General features: G+C 36.6%; 18 protein-coding genes and 1 pseudogene. 4 read left to right on the top strand and 15 right to left on the bottom strand.

Annotated features, from left to right (window positions below):
- Positions 1-876 precede the first annotated feature (876 nt).
- From IJ535_RS02570 to IJ535_RS02555, 4 genes are read left to right on the top strand one after another with little or no spacing between them, the layout of a single operon-like run.
- On the top strand, positions 877-1,275 hold the full coding sequence (locus IJ535_RS02570; RefSeq protein ID WP_294298443.1) for a hypothetical protein: 399 nt from the start codon (positions 877-879) through the stop codon (positions 1,273-1,275).
- 14 nt (positions 1,276-1,289) lie between these two features.
- Positions 1,290-2,777, top strand: coding sequence for a hypothetical protein (locus IJ535_RS02565; protein ID WP_294298439.1), 1,488 nt, complete (start codon positions 1,290-1,292; stop codon positions 2,775-2,777).
- Positions 2,778-2,797: 20 nt separating this feature from the next.
- The gene (locus tag IJ535_RS02560) at positions 2,798-3,538 is read left to right on the top strand and encodes a hypothetical protein (RefSeq protein WP_294298437.1); all 741 of its coding nucleotides are present in this window, start codon (positions 2,798-2,800) and stop codon (positions 3,536-3,538) included.
- 13 nt (positions 3,539-3,551) lie between these two features.
- A complete protein-coding gene (locus tag IJ535_RS02555; RefSeq protein WP_294298435.1) occupies positions 3,552-6,011 on the top strand; it encodes a hypothetical protein in 2,460 nt (819 codons plus the stop codon).
- Here IJ535_RS02555 and IJ535_RS02550 read toward each other — a convergent pair.
- The 15 genes and pseudogenes from IJ535_RS02550 to IJ535_RS02480 form a co-directional block, all read right to left on the bottom strand.
- A complete protein-coding gene (locus tag IJ535_RS02550) occupies positions 6,003-6,797 on the bottom strand; it encodes a Cof-type HAD-IIB family hydrolase (protein WP_294290257.1) in 795 nt (264 codons plus the stop codon). The genes IJ535_RS02555 and IJ535_RS02550 overlap by 9 nt on opposite strands.
- Before the next feature lie 9 nt (positions 6,798-6,806).
- The gene (locus tag IJ535_RS02545; RefSeq protein WP_294298432.1) at positions 6,807-7,670 is read right to left on the bottom strand and encodes a hypothetical protein; all 864 of its coding nucleotides are present in this window, start codon (positions 7,668-7,670) and stop codon (positions 6,807-6,809) included.
- 19 nt (positions 7,671-7,689) lie between these two features.
- Positions 7,690-8,622: a glycosyltransferase family 2 protein gene (locus IJ535_RS02540; protein WP_294298430.1), complete on the bottom strand. Its 933-nt coding sequence runs from the start codon at positions 8,620-8,622 to the stop codon at positions 7,690-7,692.
- On the bottom strand, positions 8,622-9,506 hold the full coding sequence (locus tag IJ535_RS02535) for a glycosyltransferase family 2 protein (RefSeq protein WP_294298427.1): 885 nt from the start codon (positions 9,504-9,506) through the stop codon (positions 8,622-8,624). The genes IJ535_RS02540 and IJ535_RS02535 overlap by 1 nt, the downstream gene beginning before the upstream one ends.
- Before the next feature lie 89 nt (positions 9,507-9,595).
- Entirely contained in the window at positions 9,596-11,020 is a 1,425-nt protein-coding gene (locus tag IJ535_RS02530; protein ID WP_294298424.1) for a sugar transferase, read from the bottom strand.
- Positions 11,021-11,033: 13 nt separating this feature from the next.
- Positions 11,034-12,257: a UTP--glucose-1-phosphate uridylyltransferase gene (locus IJ535_RS02525; protein WP_294298421.1), complete on the bottom strand. Its 1,224-nt coding sequence runs from the start codon at positions 12,255-12,257 to the stop codon at positions 11,034-11,036.
- Between the two features lie 167 nt (positions 12,258-12,424).
- Positions 12,425-13,165 carry a WbqC family protein gene (locus IJ535_RS02520; RefSeq protein WP_294298418.1) on the bottom strand — a complete coding sequence of 247 codons (741 nt, stop codon included), beginning with the start codon at positions 13,163-13,165 and terminating at the stop codon, positions 12,425-12,427.
- A gap of 15 nt (positions 13,166-13,180) precedes the next feature.
- Positions 13,181-14,290 (bottom strand): DegT/DnrJ/EryC1/StrS family aminotransferase, encoded by a 1,110-nt coding sequence (locus IJ535_RS02515; RefSeq protein ID WP_294298415.1) that lies wholly within the window; start codon positions 14,288-14,290, stop codon positions 13,181-13,183.
- Between the two features lie 8 nt (positions 14,291-14,298).
- On the bottom strand, positions 14,299-16,065 hold the full coding sequence (locus IJ535_RS02510; protein ID WP_294298412.1) for an ABC transporter ATP-binding protein: 1,767 nt from the start codon (positions 16,063-16,065) through the stop codon (positions 14,299-14,301).
- A gap of 24 nt (positions 16,066-16,089) precedes the next feature.
- Entirely contained in the window at positions 16,090-17,055 is a 966-nt protein-coding gene (locus tag IJ535_RS02505; RefSeq protein ID WP_294298409.1) for a glycosyltransferase family 2 protein, read from the bottom strand.
- The gene (locus IJ535_RS02500; RefSeq protein WP_294298406.1) at positions 17,048-18,937 is read right to left on the bottom strand and encodes a glycosyltransferase; all 1,890 of its coding nucleotides are present in this window, start codon (positions 18,935-18,937) and stop codon (positions 17,048-17,050) included. Before IJ535_RS02500 ends, IJ535_RS02505 begins: the two co-directional genes overlap by 8 nt.
- A gap of 9 nt (positions 18,938-18,946) precedes the next feature.
- Positions 18,947-20,002 carry a glycosyltransferase family 2 protein gene (locus IJ535_RS02495; RefSeq protein WP_294298403.1) on the bottom strand — a complete coding sequence of 352 codons (1,056 nt, stop codon included), beginning with the start codon at positions 20,000-20,002 and terminating at the stop codon, positions 18,947-18,949.
- Complete coding sequence (locus IJ535_RS02490; RefSeq protein WP_294298401.1) at positions 20,003-20,950, bottom strand: glycosyltransferase family 2 protein; 948 nt, start codon at positions 20,948-20,950, stop codon at positions 20,003-20,005.
- Complete coding sequence (locus IJ535_RS02485) at positions 20,950-21,441, bottom strand: GNAT family N-acetyltransferase (protein WP_294298398.1); 492 nt, start codon at positions 21,439-21,441, stop codon at positions 20,950-20,952. Before IJ535_RS02485 ends, IJ535_RS02490 begins: the two co-directional genes overlap by 1 nt.
- Positions 21,442-21,445: 4 nt before the next feature.
- Positions 21,446-21,745: pseudogene (locus tag IJ535_RS02480) on the bottom strand (glycosyltransferase family 32 protein); the annotation flags it as partial.

The raw sequence follows: 21,745 nt of genomic DNA, 5'->3' as shown, positions 1-21,745 counted from the left end.
CGTAGCTCAGAGGCTTTTTGACATGCAGGAGTACTACGATAACCTCAATAAAATACAAAAGGAGCTCATAAAAATGAGAGTGGCCTGAGGAATACAATATTAACTGAAAGATGAATTTACACACAAATATGGACTTGACTTATATTTTCATAAATCTTCACATCCTATATACCATTTTTCATTTTTTCCTCTGTTTTTTCTTTAAAACAAGTATATATATATTAAATTTCACACTTTATATACTAATTTCATCAAACGCCCCGATTAAGCCCTGGCAGAATGCTGTTTCAAATAACAAAAAAACAAGCCAATCAGTATATCGTTATAAATAAATGCTATTTAGGATAAAATTTTACGCTTGTAATGTTATTTCTTTTGTGCTATATTATCACACGAATCGTTTTTATCTATATTTGACATTTCGTCAAGGTTTTCCATTTTTGGTAAGTGCAAGTGATTCCAAAAAAATGTGAATCAATCAATTTGGGAAAGAAAGGAGTGTTGTAAATAGAGCAAAAAGAAAAAATACAACAATTATTAAACACATTAAAAAAACTGAATAGAGCTTATAACTCGTTACCCGAAGGACATATTTCTATTAGTCATTCAGGAAACAATTACAAATGGTTTTACTCAACAGATAACTACACTCGCTATTTAAAGAAATGCGAATTTAAGTTAGCTAGAAAACTGGCTATAAAGAAATACATAAAACTAAAATCTGCTGTTATAAAATCCCAGATTAAAGTTTTATCTAAATCTAATGCCGTATTAGATAAGCCAAAGGAGCGCCTATCCAAACTCCTCTTGGACCCGGCCTACATAGAACTGCTTTCAGATTACTTAAAGCAGAATACTTTAGAGGCGGCATATTGGATGGAGGCAGATTATCCTAAAAGTAAAAGCTATCCAGAGGCACTAACCCATCCTACTGTTGGAGGAATTATGGTTAGGTCTAAGTCGGAATCAATGATTGCTATTGCTTTAGCAGAAAACAATATTCCGTTCAGATATGAAAATCTTTTATCAATAGACAATATTACCATTGCCCCTGACTTTACCATATTGCATCCAATTACAAATAAAATTTATTATTGGGAGCATTTTGGGTTGCTTGATAACGAGGCATATCTAGAAAACTTTGCGGCAAAAATCAAAACCTACGCAAAAGCCAATATTATTCTTGGAGACAATCTTATAGCCACATTTGAAACTTCGGAAAATCCCCTTAGTTATAACACCATTAGTAACATTATAGAACAGTATTTGATTTAAAGGAGAAAAGTTAAATGAAAAAGAAACATAAATACACAAGGGAGGAGTCTACCCTTTTACAGGAAATTGTTAGAACCTACAGATATCCAGATGGCACGCTAAATGGAATTGCAGTGTTCATATCAACTTTGGCACTGGTGCTGCTTTTGATATTTGGGCATTTTACAATAAATGGAATTAAGCGCCTTACAGGATTAAATAAGGTATCTGCATCAGAGCTTGATATGTCAGGGATTGAGCAATATATAACTGAAACATATTTGGATGCAATTGAAGATTATTCAGATAAAAAAATAGATCATGAAACAGCTAAGAAAAGAATCCTAAAGCAGTTAGCTGCATATATAAATTCCTCTTCAGCTTTTACAAATGAGCAAAAGGATGCGATCAAGACCAGTATTGAAGAATACTTAAATACCATTAGCCTGGATGAGTATATGACTGAAAATACAAAATCAGTTACTGAGATAAAATCTTCCTTTGAAAAATATGTAAAAGAAAACGAATCCACTGTTAACTTAATAAAGACTTCCTTAAAGGATGAAATAAATAACAATAAGAATTTAACTGATGAAGAGCTTACAAAGCTAAATGAGCTCTATGACAAAATAAAAAAATTAGAGGCAAGTGATATAAATCAGGTAAATAGCCAAATCAATGATGTACACGATGAATTAAGCCAGAATATTACCAATAATTACAACTCATTCATCTATAAGATATATGATGGCATTGAGGATTGGAGTGCTGATAACAGCTATGTCCCTAACACATATATCATGTACAAGAATGTGCTGTACAGAAATATCACCGGAAATAATACAGATAAATCACCTGCCGAAGATAAGGATAATTGGCAGGAAGCCTCTATAACATCGGTAATCAGCAATAATTACCAATCATTTATAAATGCAGTTGGAGCAAATGATTACAATCCTTCCAAGTCTTACCAGGCTGGAGATTACATAATTTACAACAATAGCATATATAAAAATATAACAGGAAATAACGGCACACCAGGTGCTTCTGATGACTGGGAAGTGTATTCAATAACTGATTGCATGGACAAGATTTCCTCTGACTTAAAAGAAATGGAATTAAAAAACTCTAACGACTTAACTGCATTAAACAAAAGCCTGATTGACCTTATTAACAATAATCAGTCCCTTACCCAAAATCAAAGGGATGAAATGCTAAACCTGATTAATTCAAACTCCGACGCCTCAACAAATTCTTTAGATGAGCTTCATAAGAAATTAATAAATATCATTAATTCAAATGAAACTTCCAACTCTAATGAGCGGGATAAATTGGTTAAACAGCTGGATGCACTTTCAGGTAATACTGCATCTCACATGGATGATTTAGGACAGCGAATTTCTGAATTGGAGAAGCGCACCACCTCTTACAATGAGCTAGGTAACCCTATTGAATTTAAGTTTGGCTACGAGCGTGGAACCTATGGATACTATTTGACCGATGGCACATTTAAGCCATTTTAGCAAAAGGAGAATATAAATAAATGAATCTTAGAAAATTAATTACACTGCTACTTACAATTTCTATTTGCACTATGTGCAGCCCTACTTTGCATGCTTTTGCCTCTGAATCATCTGAAGATGTACCTGAGAAGCAAAGCACCAGTAACTTAGAATCTGAAGATAATTTGGATAAGGCTGATAATGAATCCATTGATAATAAAGATGATGTATATCCTGAAAAAGACAAAGAAATAACCCAAGAAGATAATCAGGCTAACACTCAAGCTGCAAATGAAGAAATGAATGATAACACAATGTCTGAGCCTGCTGAATCAGAGACTCTTGATGAATCGGAAGCGCTTGATGAATCCGAGGAACTTGATGGATTAGATGATGAAGAAAAAAAAGATGTGGATGAATCAGAAATCAAAAGCTCACTGGTTATCGAAATAAGGCACTACAAGGAAACCGTTATCACTATTGATGATTACCAGTTTACACTTGAAGGCTCCGGCGAATATATGGATTATGATGAAACTCAGATTTCTACATCAGAAAAGCTTTATTATTCTGACTTTGTAAGTGCTGCTGCAGACCAGGAGGATAGCCATTCATTCTATAGAAATTCTATTGACTATAGCTTGTTTAAAAATCTTAATGGAATCGAGGAGGTATATTCTGATTTACGCGAAAGAGATGCTATTCCTGCCGATGCACATTTAATTATTTATGAAAAGGATGGTGCTGTAGAAAGCTATTCTATTACCAACCAGACAATATAAAGGAGAATAAATTTTGAAAAAGTATAGACTTATAAAAAACGCTATTACTTCCGTTCTAATGGCATCAACCATCTGCGTTTCCTCATTTGCTCCAATCCATGCAAATGCAAATGAGGCTGCTGACAATGTTCAGACTGCCAGCCTATATATTCCTAATTATGTTCCATTCAGATCACACTATAGTTCATACCTTTCCACATTTAGCTGTGGAAAGGGTGAGGTGATTAAGAAGGTGTGGGAAAACCTATTCTACGAAGAGCTTAACTGGAATAGCTCTCACCCATCCTTCTATGATAGCAGCTATGATAAATGGTCTGATAAATACTACGATGATTATAATGGTCTTGGTGGAACCAAGCCTAACTCAAAGGGTATGCAGATTACATTTTCAGGGGGAGATTTTGAGGCATATTTTGGCAATACCTTAGAGCATAATCCTGAGTTTCTTGGAGAGATGCTTGGATTAGACGGCTTTAACAAACCATCAGAAACAGATGAAGAAATCAACAGTCTAATGAAATATGTTATGTGCCAATATCTAAGTGAGCCATCCAAATATCCTGCTTTAGCTCTTGCTATTGTAAATCTGACTGCAGACGGTAGGTATATTGGAAAATCCAAGGATGATGCTGGTAATCTGCTAAGAAGTGGCACTTACGAAGGAACCACATTAGACTTTTTTGTTCTAACTGCAATTGCATCATACTATGAAGGGGATAATTCAGAAACATATTTATCCCAGAATCAGGTGGATTGGCTTAAGTCCTACCAAAAGGATTTGTTCAATGAGTACGTAACAAAAAGTACCACTAAAAATGATGGCAAATCCCTTGCTGCAAAATATCCTTCCATCTATGAGCTAATTGCCCGCTCTTCTTATGCAGCAAACAGTAAATCCAGTATCCATCCCACTTCAGAGTTTTTCAACTACATAGTTGAATCAGGTACAGGTGAAGGAGCCTGGTTGAACCTGATGGACAGCGTGGATATCCCCGGACTTAATAGCTACGATGATATTGGAGCAATATTTGAGTTTGCTGAAGGATATTGCCATGGCCATCAATACAAAAAAGATGAGTCTTGTCTTGATAGTAAGAATTGCTCTGGCACCGATGATGGCGGCAAGGCTACAGAGGTTGATGAGCTGGCCTATTTGATGCATTGTAATAAAGATGTGGTTAATCTTATTAAACAAAATGAATCTCTTACCAAAGCTTATTCGAACCCTTCTTCCATGGATGGTGCCTGGCTGGAAAAATACACCTATCGGCACCCTGGAAAAGGCAAGGATGCTCCAGTGCCATTTTATAATGTTTCCTGCAAAATAGTAACTGGTGGAAATAGTGATAGCGGAAATCAGGGAGCTTATGATACCAGCTACACATGGATTCATGTATCAGCTCAGACTTATGCCACTGCCACAATCACATTGGCAAAAGTAGACGAAGTGTTGGAGGATACACCACTGTCAAAAGCTACTGCTGTTACATTAAACTGGGGCGGCGGCAACAACATAAGCATGTATCAGTGGGAGGCTTATATTAATGGCAAGAGGGATACTGAGGGTAAGGTCAAAAGGTCTGGCAATACTTTTAACATAGAAAAACTCAATTGGGAAGAACGACAAAGCTGTGTAATATATGCCCATTTACATGCCAGTAGTTCATACGATCCTAATCCTTTTGACAGTGGCGATGGCAAGCCCCACAGAAGACAGGGCTGCGTAATGGCGCGTCTTTCAACATCACAAAATGCGACCTTATCAGTAAGACGTTCCGATTGTTTTATAAATGGGCATAAATGGGAGGGTAGACCGGAATGGTCTGATGATTATTCATCTGCAGTGATTAAATACAACTGTGGGAATGATGTAAAACATACTATAGAAGTTACAGTCCCAACTGAATGTGAAGACATGGGTGACTACTATCTATACACTGCATCAAGTAAATATACACCAAAAGAAGATGGAAAATACGATTCCTATTCTGTTAGAGTTTATAAAACTGCAAAAACTTCCTCTGAGACAATAGCCTTAACTAAAGATAATACGGAAGGCGCCCTTTCAAACAGAGCTGTCAGTGATTATATTGTGTATCCTGCAGGTTCTAAATCTAAGGAAACTTATAAATGTGCTTCAACCTCAATCAGCTTCGGTGTAAAAAACGGATTGATAGGTGTCGGCGCAAAATCAATAAATCTTAATATGTATGCTTCCAGGGATTTGACTAATGTATCTATTATCGTGTATTCCAAAACCGGTGAACCACTGTCTTGGAACGACCACAATAATGAACCCTTCAAATGCTATTTGTATGGCATCCCTGATTCTAAACTAAGAAATGCCTATATACAGATTTCAGCCAGCTGCAAAACCCAAAACTGGACTGAAAACTATTCTTGGCAAAAAGGTGTTACCCCTACAACTGCAATTGCGCAGCTTGGTACTAGCAGCATTACAGTATCATATTAATCCAAAGTGTTTAAGACCATTGTAAATACCATCTTCATCAAAGGCTGTAGTGACATAATCTGCTGCAGCCTTTGCTCTGTCGGTGCCATTTCCCATGGCGATTCCTACATGAGCAGCCTGAAGCATATCGATATCATTTTCGCTGTCACCAAAGGCATAGGTGTTAGCAGGGTCGATTCCCACAAGCTCGCACACCTTCATCATGCCAGTAGCCTTGTTGTGACCTGCCGGTACCAGCTCACATACATCATCATTATGAGCGATAATTGAATAATACTTAGAAAGACGATCGAAGCATTCTAATCTCTTATCCGCTGCAACGTCTGTTGCACAGGACATTTTGTTGATTACCCAATCTCCATAATAATCGCCACCAACTGTAACTAAATCCGGGCCAAGGTCTCTGCGTAAAACATTTCCGAAGTAATCATTATGATCGAATTCGTCATCATCCATATATATCTTCTTAGGTCCCTCAAGGATTGGCCTAAATCCATAGCTTCTAATCATTTCTACAGTCTTTTTGGCAAAATCCTTATCAATGACCTTTTCGTATAAAACATCTCCATTGATTTCCACATGGCAACCGCAGGAACAAACAATTCCATCAAATCCCAGGCTAAGTAAATTCTTATCCTGAATAAAAGCTCTGGCTCTACCGCTGCAAATAAATGCAAGATGCCCGTTTTCTCTAAGCTTCTTAATTCCCTCTCTGGCGCTGTCTGGAATATATTTTTCGTAATTCCAAAGAGTACCATCTATATCAAAAAATACTGCTGACTTCATAAAACCTAACTAATCCTTTTTTGTAATCTTTCTAAAGAGGGCTGTCTCCACTCTTTCTGCTCTAGTAACAAATGAAACCTGTGTATCACGTATGGTAATTACGAAGTGACCACTGATTTCATCAATCTCCTGCTCTACATAGTTCATTGTGCTGTCCTGAAGACTGCGATGAACTAAAATGTTGTGTTTGAGCAATGTGTTAATTGCCTCTGTTTCAAGGGTTGCATCAGATAGCTCCAGATATGCCTCATCCACCTTTTTATCCTTGATGAACTCTTCTATTTTATCAAGCCCTACAACAGAATCAAAGTGGTCGATGTAATCGTTATCTGCCTCATCTGTCATGGCCACACCAACTATTTCGTAATCATTTTCAAATGAACCCTTAAGCACTCGCTTGATAGTCTTCTGGGTGCTATTGCCGTCGCATACAACAATAAGCTTAGGACAAAGCTGTGAATGAAAACGGCTAAATCTAATGAAGCACTTCCATGCGCTACGCTCAAATACTATGAACAAATAACACACTGCAAAGGCTGCTGCATAAACGCTTCGTGAGAAGTTCTGGGCTGTCTTGATAGTATAAAGAACAACGGTAAAGAATGCCCATGTTACAAACACCTGCACTAGAATGCTTTGACATTCCTTGAAAAAGCTTCGCTTAATAACACCAGAGAGATTCTTGCTGATTAGAAGAATGATTAGATACACAGCAACAAGAACCACACCATAATCAAAGAACAGCTCGCCGTGATGAACTGCGCTGAACTCATAACGAAATCTTGTTACTAGCCAGTATCCAAATATCAATGCTGCCAAATCCAGCAAAATAAAATCTGCATGTTTTTTTATATAGAGTAAAGTTTTTTTCATTAACTTAATCTCCTTCAAGTTATACCCAAAGCCTGAACCATACATTGTGATGGGCTCTGGTAAAATTATTCTTTTTGTAGAAACTCATTCTTTTTATTTTGGATTTGCGGCCTATTTCTGCAAACCTAATGAGTATGTTTTTCTTATCCACTGGGATAAAATCGGCCTTAGAAAGCTCTGCAGCAAACAGCCTTGCCTCCATAACAAAGGCCTTCTTCTTAGCAAATATGCTACCATCTTTTAAATCTGCAACATTACGATTTCTTTTATCTGAATCTGTTTCTGTAGTAGCTCCCATTGTGTTGTGGCCTGTTTGCCTATAGTATACTAAAGGCTCATCTATTGCAATAACCTGTCCCATAATATCTGCTAGTGCCAGTACTAGAGCATCATGCATGGGAATATTATTAATATCAATCTCAGGTAATAGCTCTACAACCAAATCCCTAAGTGCCCTATTGAAGCACATGGTAGTTCCTGCCGCAGGATTGTCGATTAGGATTTGGGAATAGGCAGTGTTATCAGGTGTTCTTCCAATATATCGTATAAATGAATCTGAGAGTACATTAAGGCTTTCGTCTGTTACCCACATATCTGTAAAAACACATGCAGGGGTATTAATTTTTCCCAGGGCATGCAACGATTTTTCAATCTTGGTCTCATGCCAAACATCATCCTGGTCGCAGAAAAAATAAATCTCAGCCTCCACTTGCGTAAGCATCCACAAGAAATTAGCCTTAGGGCTACCAAGAGAATCACCATATAACAGCTCTATTTTTTCAGGATAATTATTACGATAAGTATTTATTATATCCAAGGTGGCATCTGAAGAACCATCATCATGAACTACTATTCTAAAATCTGAAAATGTCTGTTTAAATAGACTATCTAATTGTTGCTTTAAATATTCACTGCCATTATATGTGGCAAGTAATACTACAATATCCTTCATTATCTGTTAAAACCGTAACCCGTCCCCGTCTTTTTTTTGAACTTAAGATTATCTATAAATAATCCAAGATTAGCCAGCGAGCTTGTTATCTTGCCAAGCTTAGAGCTAGCCCTAAATTGATTCTTGTATGTAATCATTTCGTGCAGTGTGAAAATATCCTCCTGCTTAAAATAATCGCACTCTGCCAGTAAATCAAGGAAATCATATACAGATGCATCTGTGATGTTAGTATCCTTAGACAAGTTTGATTTGGTGTATCTGTGAGTATATAATGCTTTGTCCAGATAATCAAACCTGATACCAGCGGCAAGAAGTAGCAACCATAGATAATAATCGTCAGCGCCATTTTTCTGAACCAGATGCTCCTGCCAGAATGCAGGTATCACATCCTTCTTAACTAAACACTGACCTGGAGATATTATCTGGATGCCCACCCTTAGATAAGTGGTCAAATCACCTATCAGAGATTTGTGATAATCATTTCTATACCAAAGCAATTTGTTTCCATCAGATTGCTCTAGATACGCATTACATACCATTACCTGAGCAGCTTTGGTCTTAGCTGCTGCAAGCATCTGTGCAAGGGCATCTACCTCTAGCACATCATCCTGGTCTAAAAACATTATGTAATCACCAGTAGCCTTTTGTAATCCTGCTACTCTACTATAGTGAATGCCCTTATTTTCTGGATTGGTGATAACCTTAAAAAAGGACTTTTCCTCATCTGGTATCTCTAGCTTTTTCCATGGGCTGTCGTTTACAAGTATAACCTCTAGGCTGTGACCTGCGGACTTAAGAGCTGCTTCGTTTGAAAGCATGCTGTCTACAAACCCATCCATATATTTATCCCCTTCGTAATATGGGGTGATGACTGTTATTTTCATAGAATCTCCAAAAAAAATGTTGTAACTATCATCAGCCGAATCGGTAATGAATAGTTACAACATATTATAACCTTATGGGGGTATTTTGTCTATTTTGAGCCTGAGCCTTTGAGCACAACTGCTACTGTCTTAAACAAAATACTAATATCAAGACCAAGAGACCAGTTACGGATGTATTCTGTATCAAGTGCAACAACATCCTCAAAATCAGTGATATTGCTACGGCCTGAAACCTGCCATAAACCTGTTAAGCCAGGACGTCCTGCAAGACGTGCCTTATGGTGCAAATCGTACTGCTCATATTCGTTCTCTGTAGGTGGTCTTGTTCCTACAAGAGACATATCTCCGATTAGTACATTCCAAAACTGAGGCAACTCATCAATAGAATACTTACGAATGAAGTGTCCTGCTGGGAAAATTCTTGGGTCATTTTCCATCTTGAACATAAGACCATTCATTTCGTTTTGATCCATTAATTCTTTCTTACGCTCCTCAGCATCTATATACATGCTTCGGAATTTGTAGAATTTAAACTTACGTCCGTTCTTACCAACACGTGTCTGTGAGAAGAACACTGGACCTGGAGCCTGTATCTTGATGATTGGTGCCAAGAATATAAATGCAATAGCACAGAATACAAGACCTACAAGGCTGCCAAGAATATCTATTGTACGCTTAGCGAAGCTTTCACGGTTAGTAGCAATGTGCATACTTGTTGTCATGGTGATGTAGTCACCATAGTATTCGATAGCACGATTCTTAAGCAGATGGTCAGTATGGATAAGAGAAATATGTACTGTACATCCTAAATCTGCAAGACGCTCAGCCAAAAGTTCTTCGCTATATCTATTTTTTCCATCAATGAAAACTTCATCAACTACGTGTGTACGAATGTATTCAAATACTGAATCACAATCGCCAACAACTGGAACTCCCTGGATTTTCTTACCTACCCAGTTCTTATCAATAACTGCACAACCAACAACCTTGTACTCTACATAAGGGTTGTTTGCAAGCTGTCCTAAGCAATGCTTAACTGTGCCTGAATCCGCAATAACAAGCATTGATGACTTATTAACATCCTCAAGCTTTCTGTAGCGAATGAGTCGTTTGAAAAGGATTCTGAATCCAAACATGAGAATAACCATAAATGGTGCCCATGTAAAAATAACTGCTCTTGAAATATAACCTGAGTATCTGAATGCATACAAGAAAATGAGCACACCGCAAAGATTAACAAATGAATGAATAACTACGGCTACAAATTCCTGATATTTATTACGATGAACAATACCAGTGTATGGGTCACGAAGTGACGCATTTAAAATACTGATAAAGATAATCATCGTAAATAAATTGATATACACATTCTTATGAGGAAAATATGCATCTCCTATAAGTAAGCTGTCATATCTAACATAAATCGCAAGTGCAAGTGCAAATAGTGCTGCTAAGGTGTCTAATGTTATGAAGTCCCAATGTTTAGCCCAAAATTTCTTCTTTCGTTTATACATTAGTCCTCCTAGATTAAAGCACTACACCATTCTTTTCCAAAAGTTCCCTAGCACTATCAACTGAATCTACTCCGTGAAGATTCTTGATTGGTGCGAATTCATAATTTCTATCAACCTCAAAAGCTAAGTTGTTATCCATCATATGAATCATATCAAGTACTAATAACTCGAACTTATAACCGTTAGGCTCTGTAGGAGAAACCTTGTTACCATCTGCATCGATAAATGGAATCTTCTTCTCAACTACGTGAACTACAAGATTATTGTTAACGATTTCATCAAGCTTCTCTACTGAGAATAAGTAGTTAAGGATAACACCAAACTTGTAAAGAAGGCTACCGTCATCAGCCTTTGCCTCAGACATTTCCTTAGACATCTCGTAGTATTCTACGATGCTTGGCTTACCATCCTCAAGGCAAAGAAGACCCATCTTCTCTGCTGGCTCTACCTTACGAACTACCTTAGAACCAGAAACGTAATTGCCAAGGATTGTAGCACCGATAAATAATGGATCAGCGATGCGCTGAAGTACATTATCTACAGCGAATACATTAATCCACTTAAGGCCGCGTGCCTCGATATCGCTCTTAAGACCAGCCTTAATCATAGATGCATACCAACCACCATTACCATTAGGTGATGTAGCAAGACGTCCCTCTTCCTCAAGAAGAAGCTTACCATCATAATCAACAGCACATGCCATATCCTGAATGAAGAATTTAATGTAATCTGGGTTATAACCAAAGTAATTATGCTCAGCGAAGAAATCCTGTGTTGCCTTGTCATTCTTCTCACTTGTCATGATGTAAAGAGGTACAAATGCATCTGCCTTCTTAACTACCTCTAAAAGATTGTTGATAAGGCACTCAAAGATATATAAATCATGTGTCTGACCAACATTGTAGCAACCCTTTGGTAAATCAAAGCCAAGACGTGTTCCCATACCGCCGGCAAGAAGTACCGCACCAACTTCACCCTTTTTGATTGCTTCGATACCAGCTGCTTCAAACTCAGCCTTTCTAGCAGCTATTTCGTCAAGCTCGATTGCAGGTGGTACTGTAAACTCACCCCTTGCATCAGCCGAATCGTTACCAATAAGTTCAAAGTCAGACCAATTGATATTCTCAATCTGAGCTAAAAATGTTTCTTTTTGTGCTTCTGAAAGATTATCAAAGCCACGCATAACGTGTCCCTGTCCGCGACTTTCAAGAAGTTCTGTTGCTTGTTCTTTGTTCATTCTCTCCTCCTAGTTTACTACGCATCTTTCGTTCAATGCGCATTTTGTCAGTGTATATAATATACATCCTTTTACCTAAAAAATGTGCATAAAAACAGTTAAAAAAACTATATGATTCTTGTTATTTGCACACACATTTTTCACAAATTAAGAAGCCAGGAAACTGGCTATTCTTCAAGGGGTTTCTCATATCCCTCGTCTAAGGAAAACTCGGTAAGCAAATCTGCGATTTCCTCCTTAGAACAAAACATCATAATATCTATAATAGACAGGTTAGGTACAAAATCATCCCCAAACTGTTTATATGTAATGTCATTTGCTTTTAGGAACTTAAGGCCAAGGCCATTTTCCCTAAAAAAATTCTGATAATACAGCTTCTTACCACCAATAGCATTGTAGTATTCTGTGGCTTTTCGCTGCCTGCAGGATGCTACAACATAGTGCTCTCTTTTATATTCACCATCTAATGGAACATCTTCTGATGCTAAATAGATTGGTGTAGTTATGCCTAGCTGTTTTGCAGTCCTTCGAATAGAATACTCTAAAAATTTGGCAAGATTCTTTCCTTCTTCCTTAAGACCAAACCCTAAGCAATCCTTCACAAGATTGTATGTCTCTTCAAAATAAGGAGCCTTAGCATATGCACTTTTGATAGTGGCAAGCATCTTGTTTACCTCAGCTTCATCTAATACTATCTCATGCTCCATAATCAGCCTGTTCTGAGAAGCCTTGTGAACTGGAAGCTTAAAATACATAGGCTGTCCATTAACCAAAATACTATTTCGATTAATATAGCCTTGTTTCATATAATGCAGATTATCTGCGATTACGTATTCATCCACAGCATTCATAAGCTGCCAGTATCCAATATATGGGAAAAAGTATGGCTGATGGATTCCTAATTTCATTTATTATTCACCTCTTTATTGTTTATCTCTAATAATATTACAAATTCTAGCTGCATCCTCTAGCGCTAAATCTGTATATAAAGGAATGGTAAGCACCTGCTTTGAAAGACGCTCAGCAACAGGTACATCCGCTTTATAATTTTCTGCTTGATAGCATGCAAATTGACTTGTAATAGGATAAAAATATTTGCGAGCATGAATATGATGTAAAAGAAGTACCTCAGCTAATTCATCACGATTCATACCATATACATCAGGATCCACAAAAATAGGGCAGTAAGAATAATTTAGCTTAAGGTTAGCCTCATCATAAGAAAGCATTCTTATTCCTTCTACCGATGATAATTCCTGTCTGTAATAGTCGTATATTTCTTTTCTCTTTAATCGATTTTCTTCAAAATGCTTAAGATTACATAATCCCATGATAGCCTGGAACTCGTTCATCTTAGCATTTGCTCCTACGAACTCCACATTTTCTTCGTCCATAATTCCGAAGTTGTGAAGCTGGTATATTCTTGTTAATGTTTTTGTATTATGAACAACTGCAAGTCCTCCTTCGATAGTGTTGAAGGATTTAGTCGCGTGGAAGCTAAACATACAAGCATCGCCGTACTTTGAAATGCTCTTACCCTTATATTCCTCGCCGAAAGCGTGAGCTGCATCATATATAACCTTGAGGTTATGCTTTTTTGCAATAGCTTCAATCTTTTCAACATCGCATGGCATACCGTATACATGAACAGGTACAATTGCTGTTGTTTTATCTGTGATTAAGTCTTCAATTTTGTCTGGGTCAATTGTGCAATCGCTTTCACGGATATCACAGAAAACAGGTGTCAAATCATTTCTTACAATTGCATGTGTTGTAGATGCAAATGTGAATGGTGTTGTAATAACCTCTCCTGAAAGCTCCATAGCCTGAATAGTCATTTCCAAAGCCATGTGTCCATTTACAGTAGGCAAACAATGTCTACTGTTCATGAACTCCATAAGCTCAATCATTAACTGTCTAGTGTACTTACCTACATTAGTAAGATTATGGGTCTCCCAAATATCCTTAAGATATTCCATGTACTCTTCCATCGGTGGTAGAACCGGTTTTGTAACATATATTTCCTCGTTCATAACATCTCCTAAAATTCGTTCAGTAATTGTGTTATTTCTTCATCATTAATAACTCGAACCTGGCAGTCGCTGATACGATATACTCTATCGCAAGCTGACAATACGCTAGGACGATGTGTTGTTAAGATGCAAGTACGCTTACTATCTTTTTTCATAATGTTGGAAAGAACCTTACGTTCTGTAGCCACATCAAGAGCTGACGTAGCTTCATCCATAAGAAGGATTGGTGTCTTTCTAAGAATTGCTCGTGCGATAGCCAGTCGCTGATTCTGTCCTTCTGAGAAACCAATACCGCTTTCACCGATATTATGATAAATACCATCTGGTAGCTTCTTTACGAAATCATAAGCACATGACTGAATAAGAGCATCAACAATTTCCTCATCAGTAGCCTCTGGTGCGATTAATCGCATGTTTTCTGCTATAGTACCTGAAAGCATTGTGTTCCCCTGTGGTACATACGCAATCAAAGGTCTAGTTTCTGGTGAAAGATTTCTTGTAAGGGATGCATCATCATTAACTGTTGCATATACCTGACCAGAATTAACATTCAAAATACCAAGTAAGATACGAAGCATTGTAGTCTTACCTTCACCGGATGGACCTACAAGTGCAATTATCTCTCCAGGATTTGCTTCTAAGCTTACCTTATCAAATATCAATCTGCTTCCCTTGTAAGCAAATGACATGTCATTAACCTTTACAGATACACCATGTGTCTCACCAGCCTTAGCTAACTGATGGAACTCTGGAGAATCAACCTCTTCCTCGTTTTCGATAGAAAGAATTTCCTTAACACGCTCTGTAGAAACAGCCAGCTGTAAGGATACAGGGATAAGGTTCAAAAGTGTCTTTCCCGCCATAGCAATTCTGTATGCCATCATGATAACTACTGTAAGTGCACCTAATGTCATAGCACCTGTGTTTACTCTGTAGAATGCCCATGCGATACAGATAATTGCTGAAAAGATTCCGCCCAAATATGTAACAGCCCAAGACATAAGTGAAAACAGGTTAGACTTCATGTCTGCAGCAAAACGTTCCTTTTCAAGTAATTCTATTCTGCGATAGAATTCATCAGCTAGTCCAAATGCTTTAACAGCCTGGATGTTATGGAAAGATTCCTTGTGATATGAATTTTCCTTACTTTCAATTATTTTGATTTCTGACTGACACTCATAGATTTTGTTCATGAATATCTTAGATGAAAACAGAATAATTGGTGCAACTATTACTACTACCAAAATCATACTTGCATCGTTTACAAGTATAACTATGATACAGCCAATAATCATAAGTGAATTTGTAATAATAGTTGTTAAAAATCCATTAGCATTTCCAGAAATAGCCTTTGCATCATTTGTAAGACGAGTAATTAAATCACCAGAATGATATTTGGTAAGCTCCTGCCAATCCGCCTTTACAATCTTGTAGTAAAGCTTCTTTACCAAATGTGTCTGCATCGAATTGTAATTCCATGCAGCAAATCTGTTAGATGCTATGCTGATTACAGCATTAAGTATAAATAAACCAACGTAGATTGCTCCCATTATAGCAACCTTTGTTACATTCTTTTCAACGGCAAAATCTACGATTGAACCGATTTTGTAGGTTATGATAAATTCAACAACCATATGAACAAGCTCAACGCCGATGTATGCTAAAATTCTGCCAATATAATCTTTGAAAAAGCCATATATCCATTTCAAATCACGATACAGCCTTCCAATGATGCCTTCTTTAAATCCTAAAATTTTGTTTTTATAATTTTTCAAAACAATGCTCCAATCCTAGACTAATTATTTGTTATTTTTATATTTGCGTTTTCTGTCAACAACAAAATTAATAAAGTCTTTTTTACTTTTGCAGGTCACAAAATCAATAAATCTAAGTGCCATAACCTGGAAGAAGTTTAACTCTCCCTTTTTATCTGCAATAACTGCAAATTCATACTTTCTTCTCTCATCAAAGTTAAGAGGCAGACCAACATATTTTGCAATTTTTTCCAGCTCATACATTGTAAGTAAAAATATAGATTCGTTTCTAAAGCTGAAGAAATCATTCTGTGATGACCATGAATTACTATTAGGATCAAGAATATATCTATATGCGGAATAGTATTCATTAGATTTATTAACACGTCCTGCTCCTAAAATAGAAAGTACCAGCATTCTATCTGTTAGAGCAAAGAAAACTCTAAGCTTTCCCTTTTTAATGGCGGTAACAACATCATAAACCTTAAGGAAGGCGTCCCTTCTGTAAAATGAAGATGCTGTCTGACCTGGAAGGAGGTAGTTTTGATAATCCTCTACGGTGTATTCTCCTTCGCCTGCAAATGTTATGTACTGCTCCCAGCCTTCCTGTCTTTCGTTATTTTCATTTACGATAATGGACTGGCCAAAGGTAGCAACATAATCCGGATGGGACTCCATGAATTCAAACTGCTCTTGAAGCTTATTCTCGTTAATCCAGTAGTCATCTCCTTCTATCATGGCAATATACTTACCCTGAGCTTTTGACATTAAATCCTTAAAGTTCTTAAAAGCGCCCAAATTCTTAGGACGAACAATCGGCTTAATTATATCAGGATATTTTTCACCGTATTCCTTAACGATTGCCCCTGTGTTATCAGGAGAGCAGTCATCGCCAACAAGCACTTCGATTGTTCCTGAAAACTTTTGAGCCAGGATACTGTCCAAAGTCATGGCAATGTATTTTTCCTGTTTGTATGTTGCAACTACAACGCTTACATCAATATTACTCACTTTTTTCTGAAATCCTTTCAATTCGTTTCCTATAAAATCTAGGACTAAGAATCATTAATAAATATTCCTTTTTCTGATGGTTGTCTAGGTAATTATAGTTTTTCATACATTCCCTAAGCATTAACCATCTGAATCTTTTATATAAATTATGTTTCTTACATACATCATCGCTGTATCTGCACATCAGTTGAATAATCTCTTCAAATAATGAATATACAATCAGTCGATAATAGCCTTCATACATTTGCTTTTTGCAGAATGCTACTCTATCCATATGGGCATCTACAATATCAAAGTGCTTAAGATTTTCATTGTTGGTATTACCTGTTATACTGTCTTCCCTGATTCTATAGTGATATAAAACATCAGGTATAGTCACTATTAAATCAGCCTTGTCTATTATACGATGGATTGAATATTCATCCTCATGAATTTTCCCAGCAGGATAATCTACAGTATCAAATATTGTTTTTTTATACAGCTTGTTCCAAGCCACATTTATAAGAAGATATTCAGGGGTAAATATGTTTCCCAATATCTCCATAGTTTTTGTCTTGGAGTTGATTTGCTTATCTTTAAATGTAGTGATCGCTGTGTCATCGTTATTTTTCTTAAAGCCACAAACCACTATATCTGCATCACATGCTATCGCTTGTTCAACCAGCTTGCTAATATAATCGCATTCCAACCAATCATCTGAATCAATAAAAGCGATATATTCGCCCCTTGCTGCAGTCTTTCCAGTGTTTCTAGCTCCACTAAGTCCTGCATTGACCTGATGAATATAAGTGAATCGATTATCTTCTTCGGTATATTGTCTTGCTACTATGTCGGAGCCATCAGTAGATCCGTCATCTACAAGCAGTACTTCTATATTGTTATAAGTCTGATTTTTGATTGAATCAAGACATTCAGCTAAATAATCCTTTACATTATAAATTGGGACGACAATGCTTACTAATGGGCTTTCGTTTAACTGTCCCCTGTCTGTTTTTGAGATTGATTCTGTAAGCTTATTCACTAATAATGGTTCATCCACATAGGATATTTTTCTTGCAAATAACCCATCAGCAGCCATAAGCTCACTATAATCATCTAATGTATATATATATGGATTTCCTCTGTTCCAATCTATTGTTCGTAAACATGTGTTTCTAACTCTATCCTTAAACTGCGAATTAAGAGCCATGGTTTGCATGAAAAACTCATCTGAGCCATTTGTCATGGCAAACATCTTTTTTATTTTATTTTTGTTGGCGACTATGTATCTGGCAAAATCATCTGGTATGCTGAACCAATTATCGCCTTTATAAAAAGTGAAATCTTTATATTTTTTGGTTCTATCTACTCCGTGGGCTCTTTGCCAGTCTACACCCCTCCATTCAAGCTTAGTCAAATGTCTTAAAATGGCTTTCTTTTTTCCTGGCCCATCATGACATCCACGCTGTACAAATCTCATTAAAGGGAAATAGTACTGCACCTTGTACATGTAGTAATCCCCGTATTCGCCATCTTGATGATATGAGATAAATAATCCATCCTCATTTTCAAAAAAAGAATGTATTTCGTCCTGAGATTTGATTGGAAAATCAACTCCGGAAATAATGTGATAGTAATGATAGCTGTCAGTTTTGATTGCCGCTTCAAGTAATGCTATCTCGCACATAGCAAGTGAGTTATGTCCCCATCTGACATCATAACGTTCGATGAAATATATATTAGATTTATTTACCCAGCTGGTAATTTCAGCCTCATCTAAAAGCTGCATCTTTTTATCTATATGCAGAAAGATATCATTGCGTTCATCATCAACTACTTGAAGCAAATGCTTAAGAGACTCTATATTGTTGTGTGCCATTATTAAATAAGCATGTTTTTTCAAAATAAACTCCTAATAAATCTTTCTGTTTTGAATTAGCTGTCTGCCTCTAAGTCTGCAGTACAGATTAAATAGGGCAAGATAAAGCTTAGCCAAATAATCATTATTATATTGACTTAATATATATTTATAAATCCGCTTCATGGTTCTGTCTGTAGTCTCACTGGCAGATTTTTCTATTTCTTTTATAAATAATGCGCAATCCTTTATTTCAGGAAGCACACTGACGATTTCTTTAGCTGTGTGACCTTCATAGGCATGCTTCATTATTATTGAAAACAGCCATCCAAAATCTTCTTTGGCATCAGGCCATCTATTGTATTCTAGTTTTAGCCCATCTGCTAATGCAAGGTGCTCTGAAAAATTCTTAGAAAAATTATCAGCTGTAGTCATGGCTGAGCTGCTGCGAAGTCGGTAATTATAAAGTCTATCTTCAATGCAATTAATATTCTTTGCATAAAAAGAATAGTTCATATTAAAAGCCAAATCCTCACCAATGTGACAATCCTTATTGAATAGGATGCTGTTTGATTTGATGATGTCTGTCTTGAAAAGCTTGTTCCAGACTTCGAAGCCTACATGATATGGCATTAATTCATTCTTGATAAAAGCTGCAGTAGCCTCAAAGGAACCTATATCAATTGCTTTGCAGCAAAAGTTATACTGCTCTTTATCAAGATTGCCTGCTTCGTCGATTCTGTTATACATGCAATTTACGAAATCATAGTCAGATATTGCATTCACTAAGGTTTCTACAGCAGTCTGAACCAACGAATCATCCCCATCCACAAATTGGATATAATAACCAGTGGCCTTTTCTATGGCAAAATTCCTGGTGTCAGAAACTCCAGAATTAGGCTTGGTAAAAATCTTAATTCTAGAATCTAATGCTGCCATTTTCCCAAGGACGTCATAAGTATTATCTGTAGAACCATCATCAACAGCAATAACTTCGATGTTCTGATAGGTCTGATTGATAATCGACTGTATACATTCTTCTATGAAATTTCCCACGTTGTAAGCTGGAATAATAATGGTTACCAGCTTTTGTTCTGTTGAATTCTGCATTTATAAAAACACCTTACAAAATACACCTGGCATATTTTTAAATAGCTTATATTTTATTCTTTGCTTTTGAGTAAGCAGGTAATAATAATTATCGTATATACGATTATATAATTTCTTTGCTTCTGTTTGAACTTCCTCAGTACCATTTTTGTAAAAACGTGCCGTCTTTAAAAGTGCAAACTTTGCAGTAACCTTTGCAAATTCAATATCACCATATTTTATGGCTTCATTAATTCGATATTCATAAGCATCAACTACATGAAGATGATAAATGTTATTCTCATTCTGCTTTCCAGTAATGCTTTCTTCGTTATTTCTGTAAATGTAATTACCTTCTGGTATAAAAACAGCTTTATCGATTGCAAACAAAATATGGTTGATTAAGAATTCATCTTCATGATATCTTCCTACTTCAAAACGCAGTCCTTCGAATAGCTTTTTATCAAACATCTTTGCACAGGCAATAACCATAAGCACATACTCTCTGGTTATTGGATTGTATAACCATTTTCTGCAATCAGCTGCAGATAAAACTGAAAGCTTATGTATGTCATGTTCTGCTTTTGCCAGCTTAGAAGATGTAATGTCACAAAATACCATCTGAGCACCAGATTCCTTTATGGCATCTACAAAGCTTAAAAGATAATTGTCTGTAACAAAATCATCTGAATCTATGAAACAAATGTAATCACCTTTGGCTACATCTAAGCCTGCATTTCTGGCTGTTGAAAGGCCACCATTTTCTTTGTGGATAACCTTTATTCTTTCATCTGTTTCTTTCCATGCATCGCAAAGCTGTCCGCTGCTATCTGTAGAGCCATCATCAATAAGAATCAATTCAAACTTACTGTAGGTCTGCTTAACTAATGATTTAATGCACTCATCTAAATATGTTTCCACGTTGTAAACGGGAACTATAACTGAAATTAAATAATCCATTTCACTCATTATTTCTTTTTACCCATAACTGATGCCAAGCTATCAAAACCTACTAGCATAAACAAGCTATGGTCAGTCTCCTCACCTGTGTATTTAAAACCAAGATGCTCGTATAGTTTTCTGGCAACCTTGTTTTCCTTGTCGACCTCTATTCTAATTTTTTCCAGGCCGCAATCTTTGGCAACCTTAAAGCTTTCTAGGGCAATACGCACCATTGTTTTGCCCTTCATAAAGCCCAGCTCATCGCTTAATGCAAACACACTAATATAGCCTGTTTTATTTTCTTTATCGTTATCATAAAAGCTAATGAAACCAACAGGATCATCATCATGATATTCTGCAATGACGTGTCCGTATGTTAACTGCTTTTCAACATAAGCATTGATTTTGTCATCATCTGTAACATCATGTAAGAATTCGTAATCCTTGAACTTTTCAAGAATAACTTTAAACTCTTCTTTTGATGTAATTTCATGCACATCTACCTGGGCCTTACTCATTTTGTTATTTACCTCTTAATTTATCTTTAAATTCCATTAGACCTTCAAATATTTTTTGACCATTTTTTACGCCAAACATTCTATTTAAAAGTCTCATTAATTGTATATATTTCATACCATTCTTTCCATGCCAGCTTCCGTCGAAGTGATGGATTGAATATGTATTATCTGTCTTATTAATTCGTCCTGTAGCAAAACTCTTTGGGCAAAAATAATCTATTGGATAAATCTCCATTCCTGCCACGTTTTGTCTAGTGCCATCCTGCTTTAATCCATGGTTCAGTAAAACCTTGGTACGAAGCTT

The organism is Pseudobutyrivibrio sp., assembly GCF_017471675.1.
Lineage (GTDB): Bacteria > Bacillota > Clostridia > Lachnospirales > Lachnospiraceae > Pseudobutyrivibrio.
The sequence above is the reverse complement of the archived record's forward strand: the minus strand, read 5'-3'. Positions and strand labels throughout refer to the sequence as shown.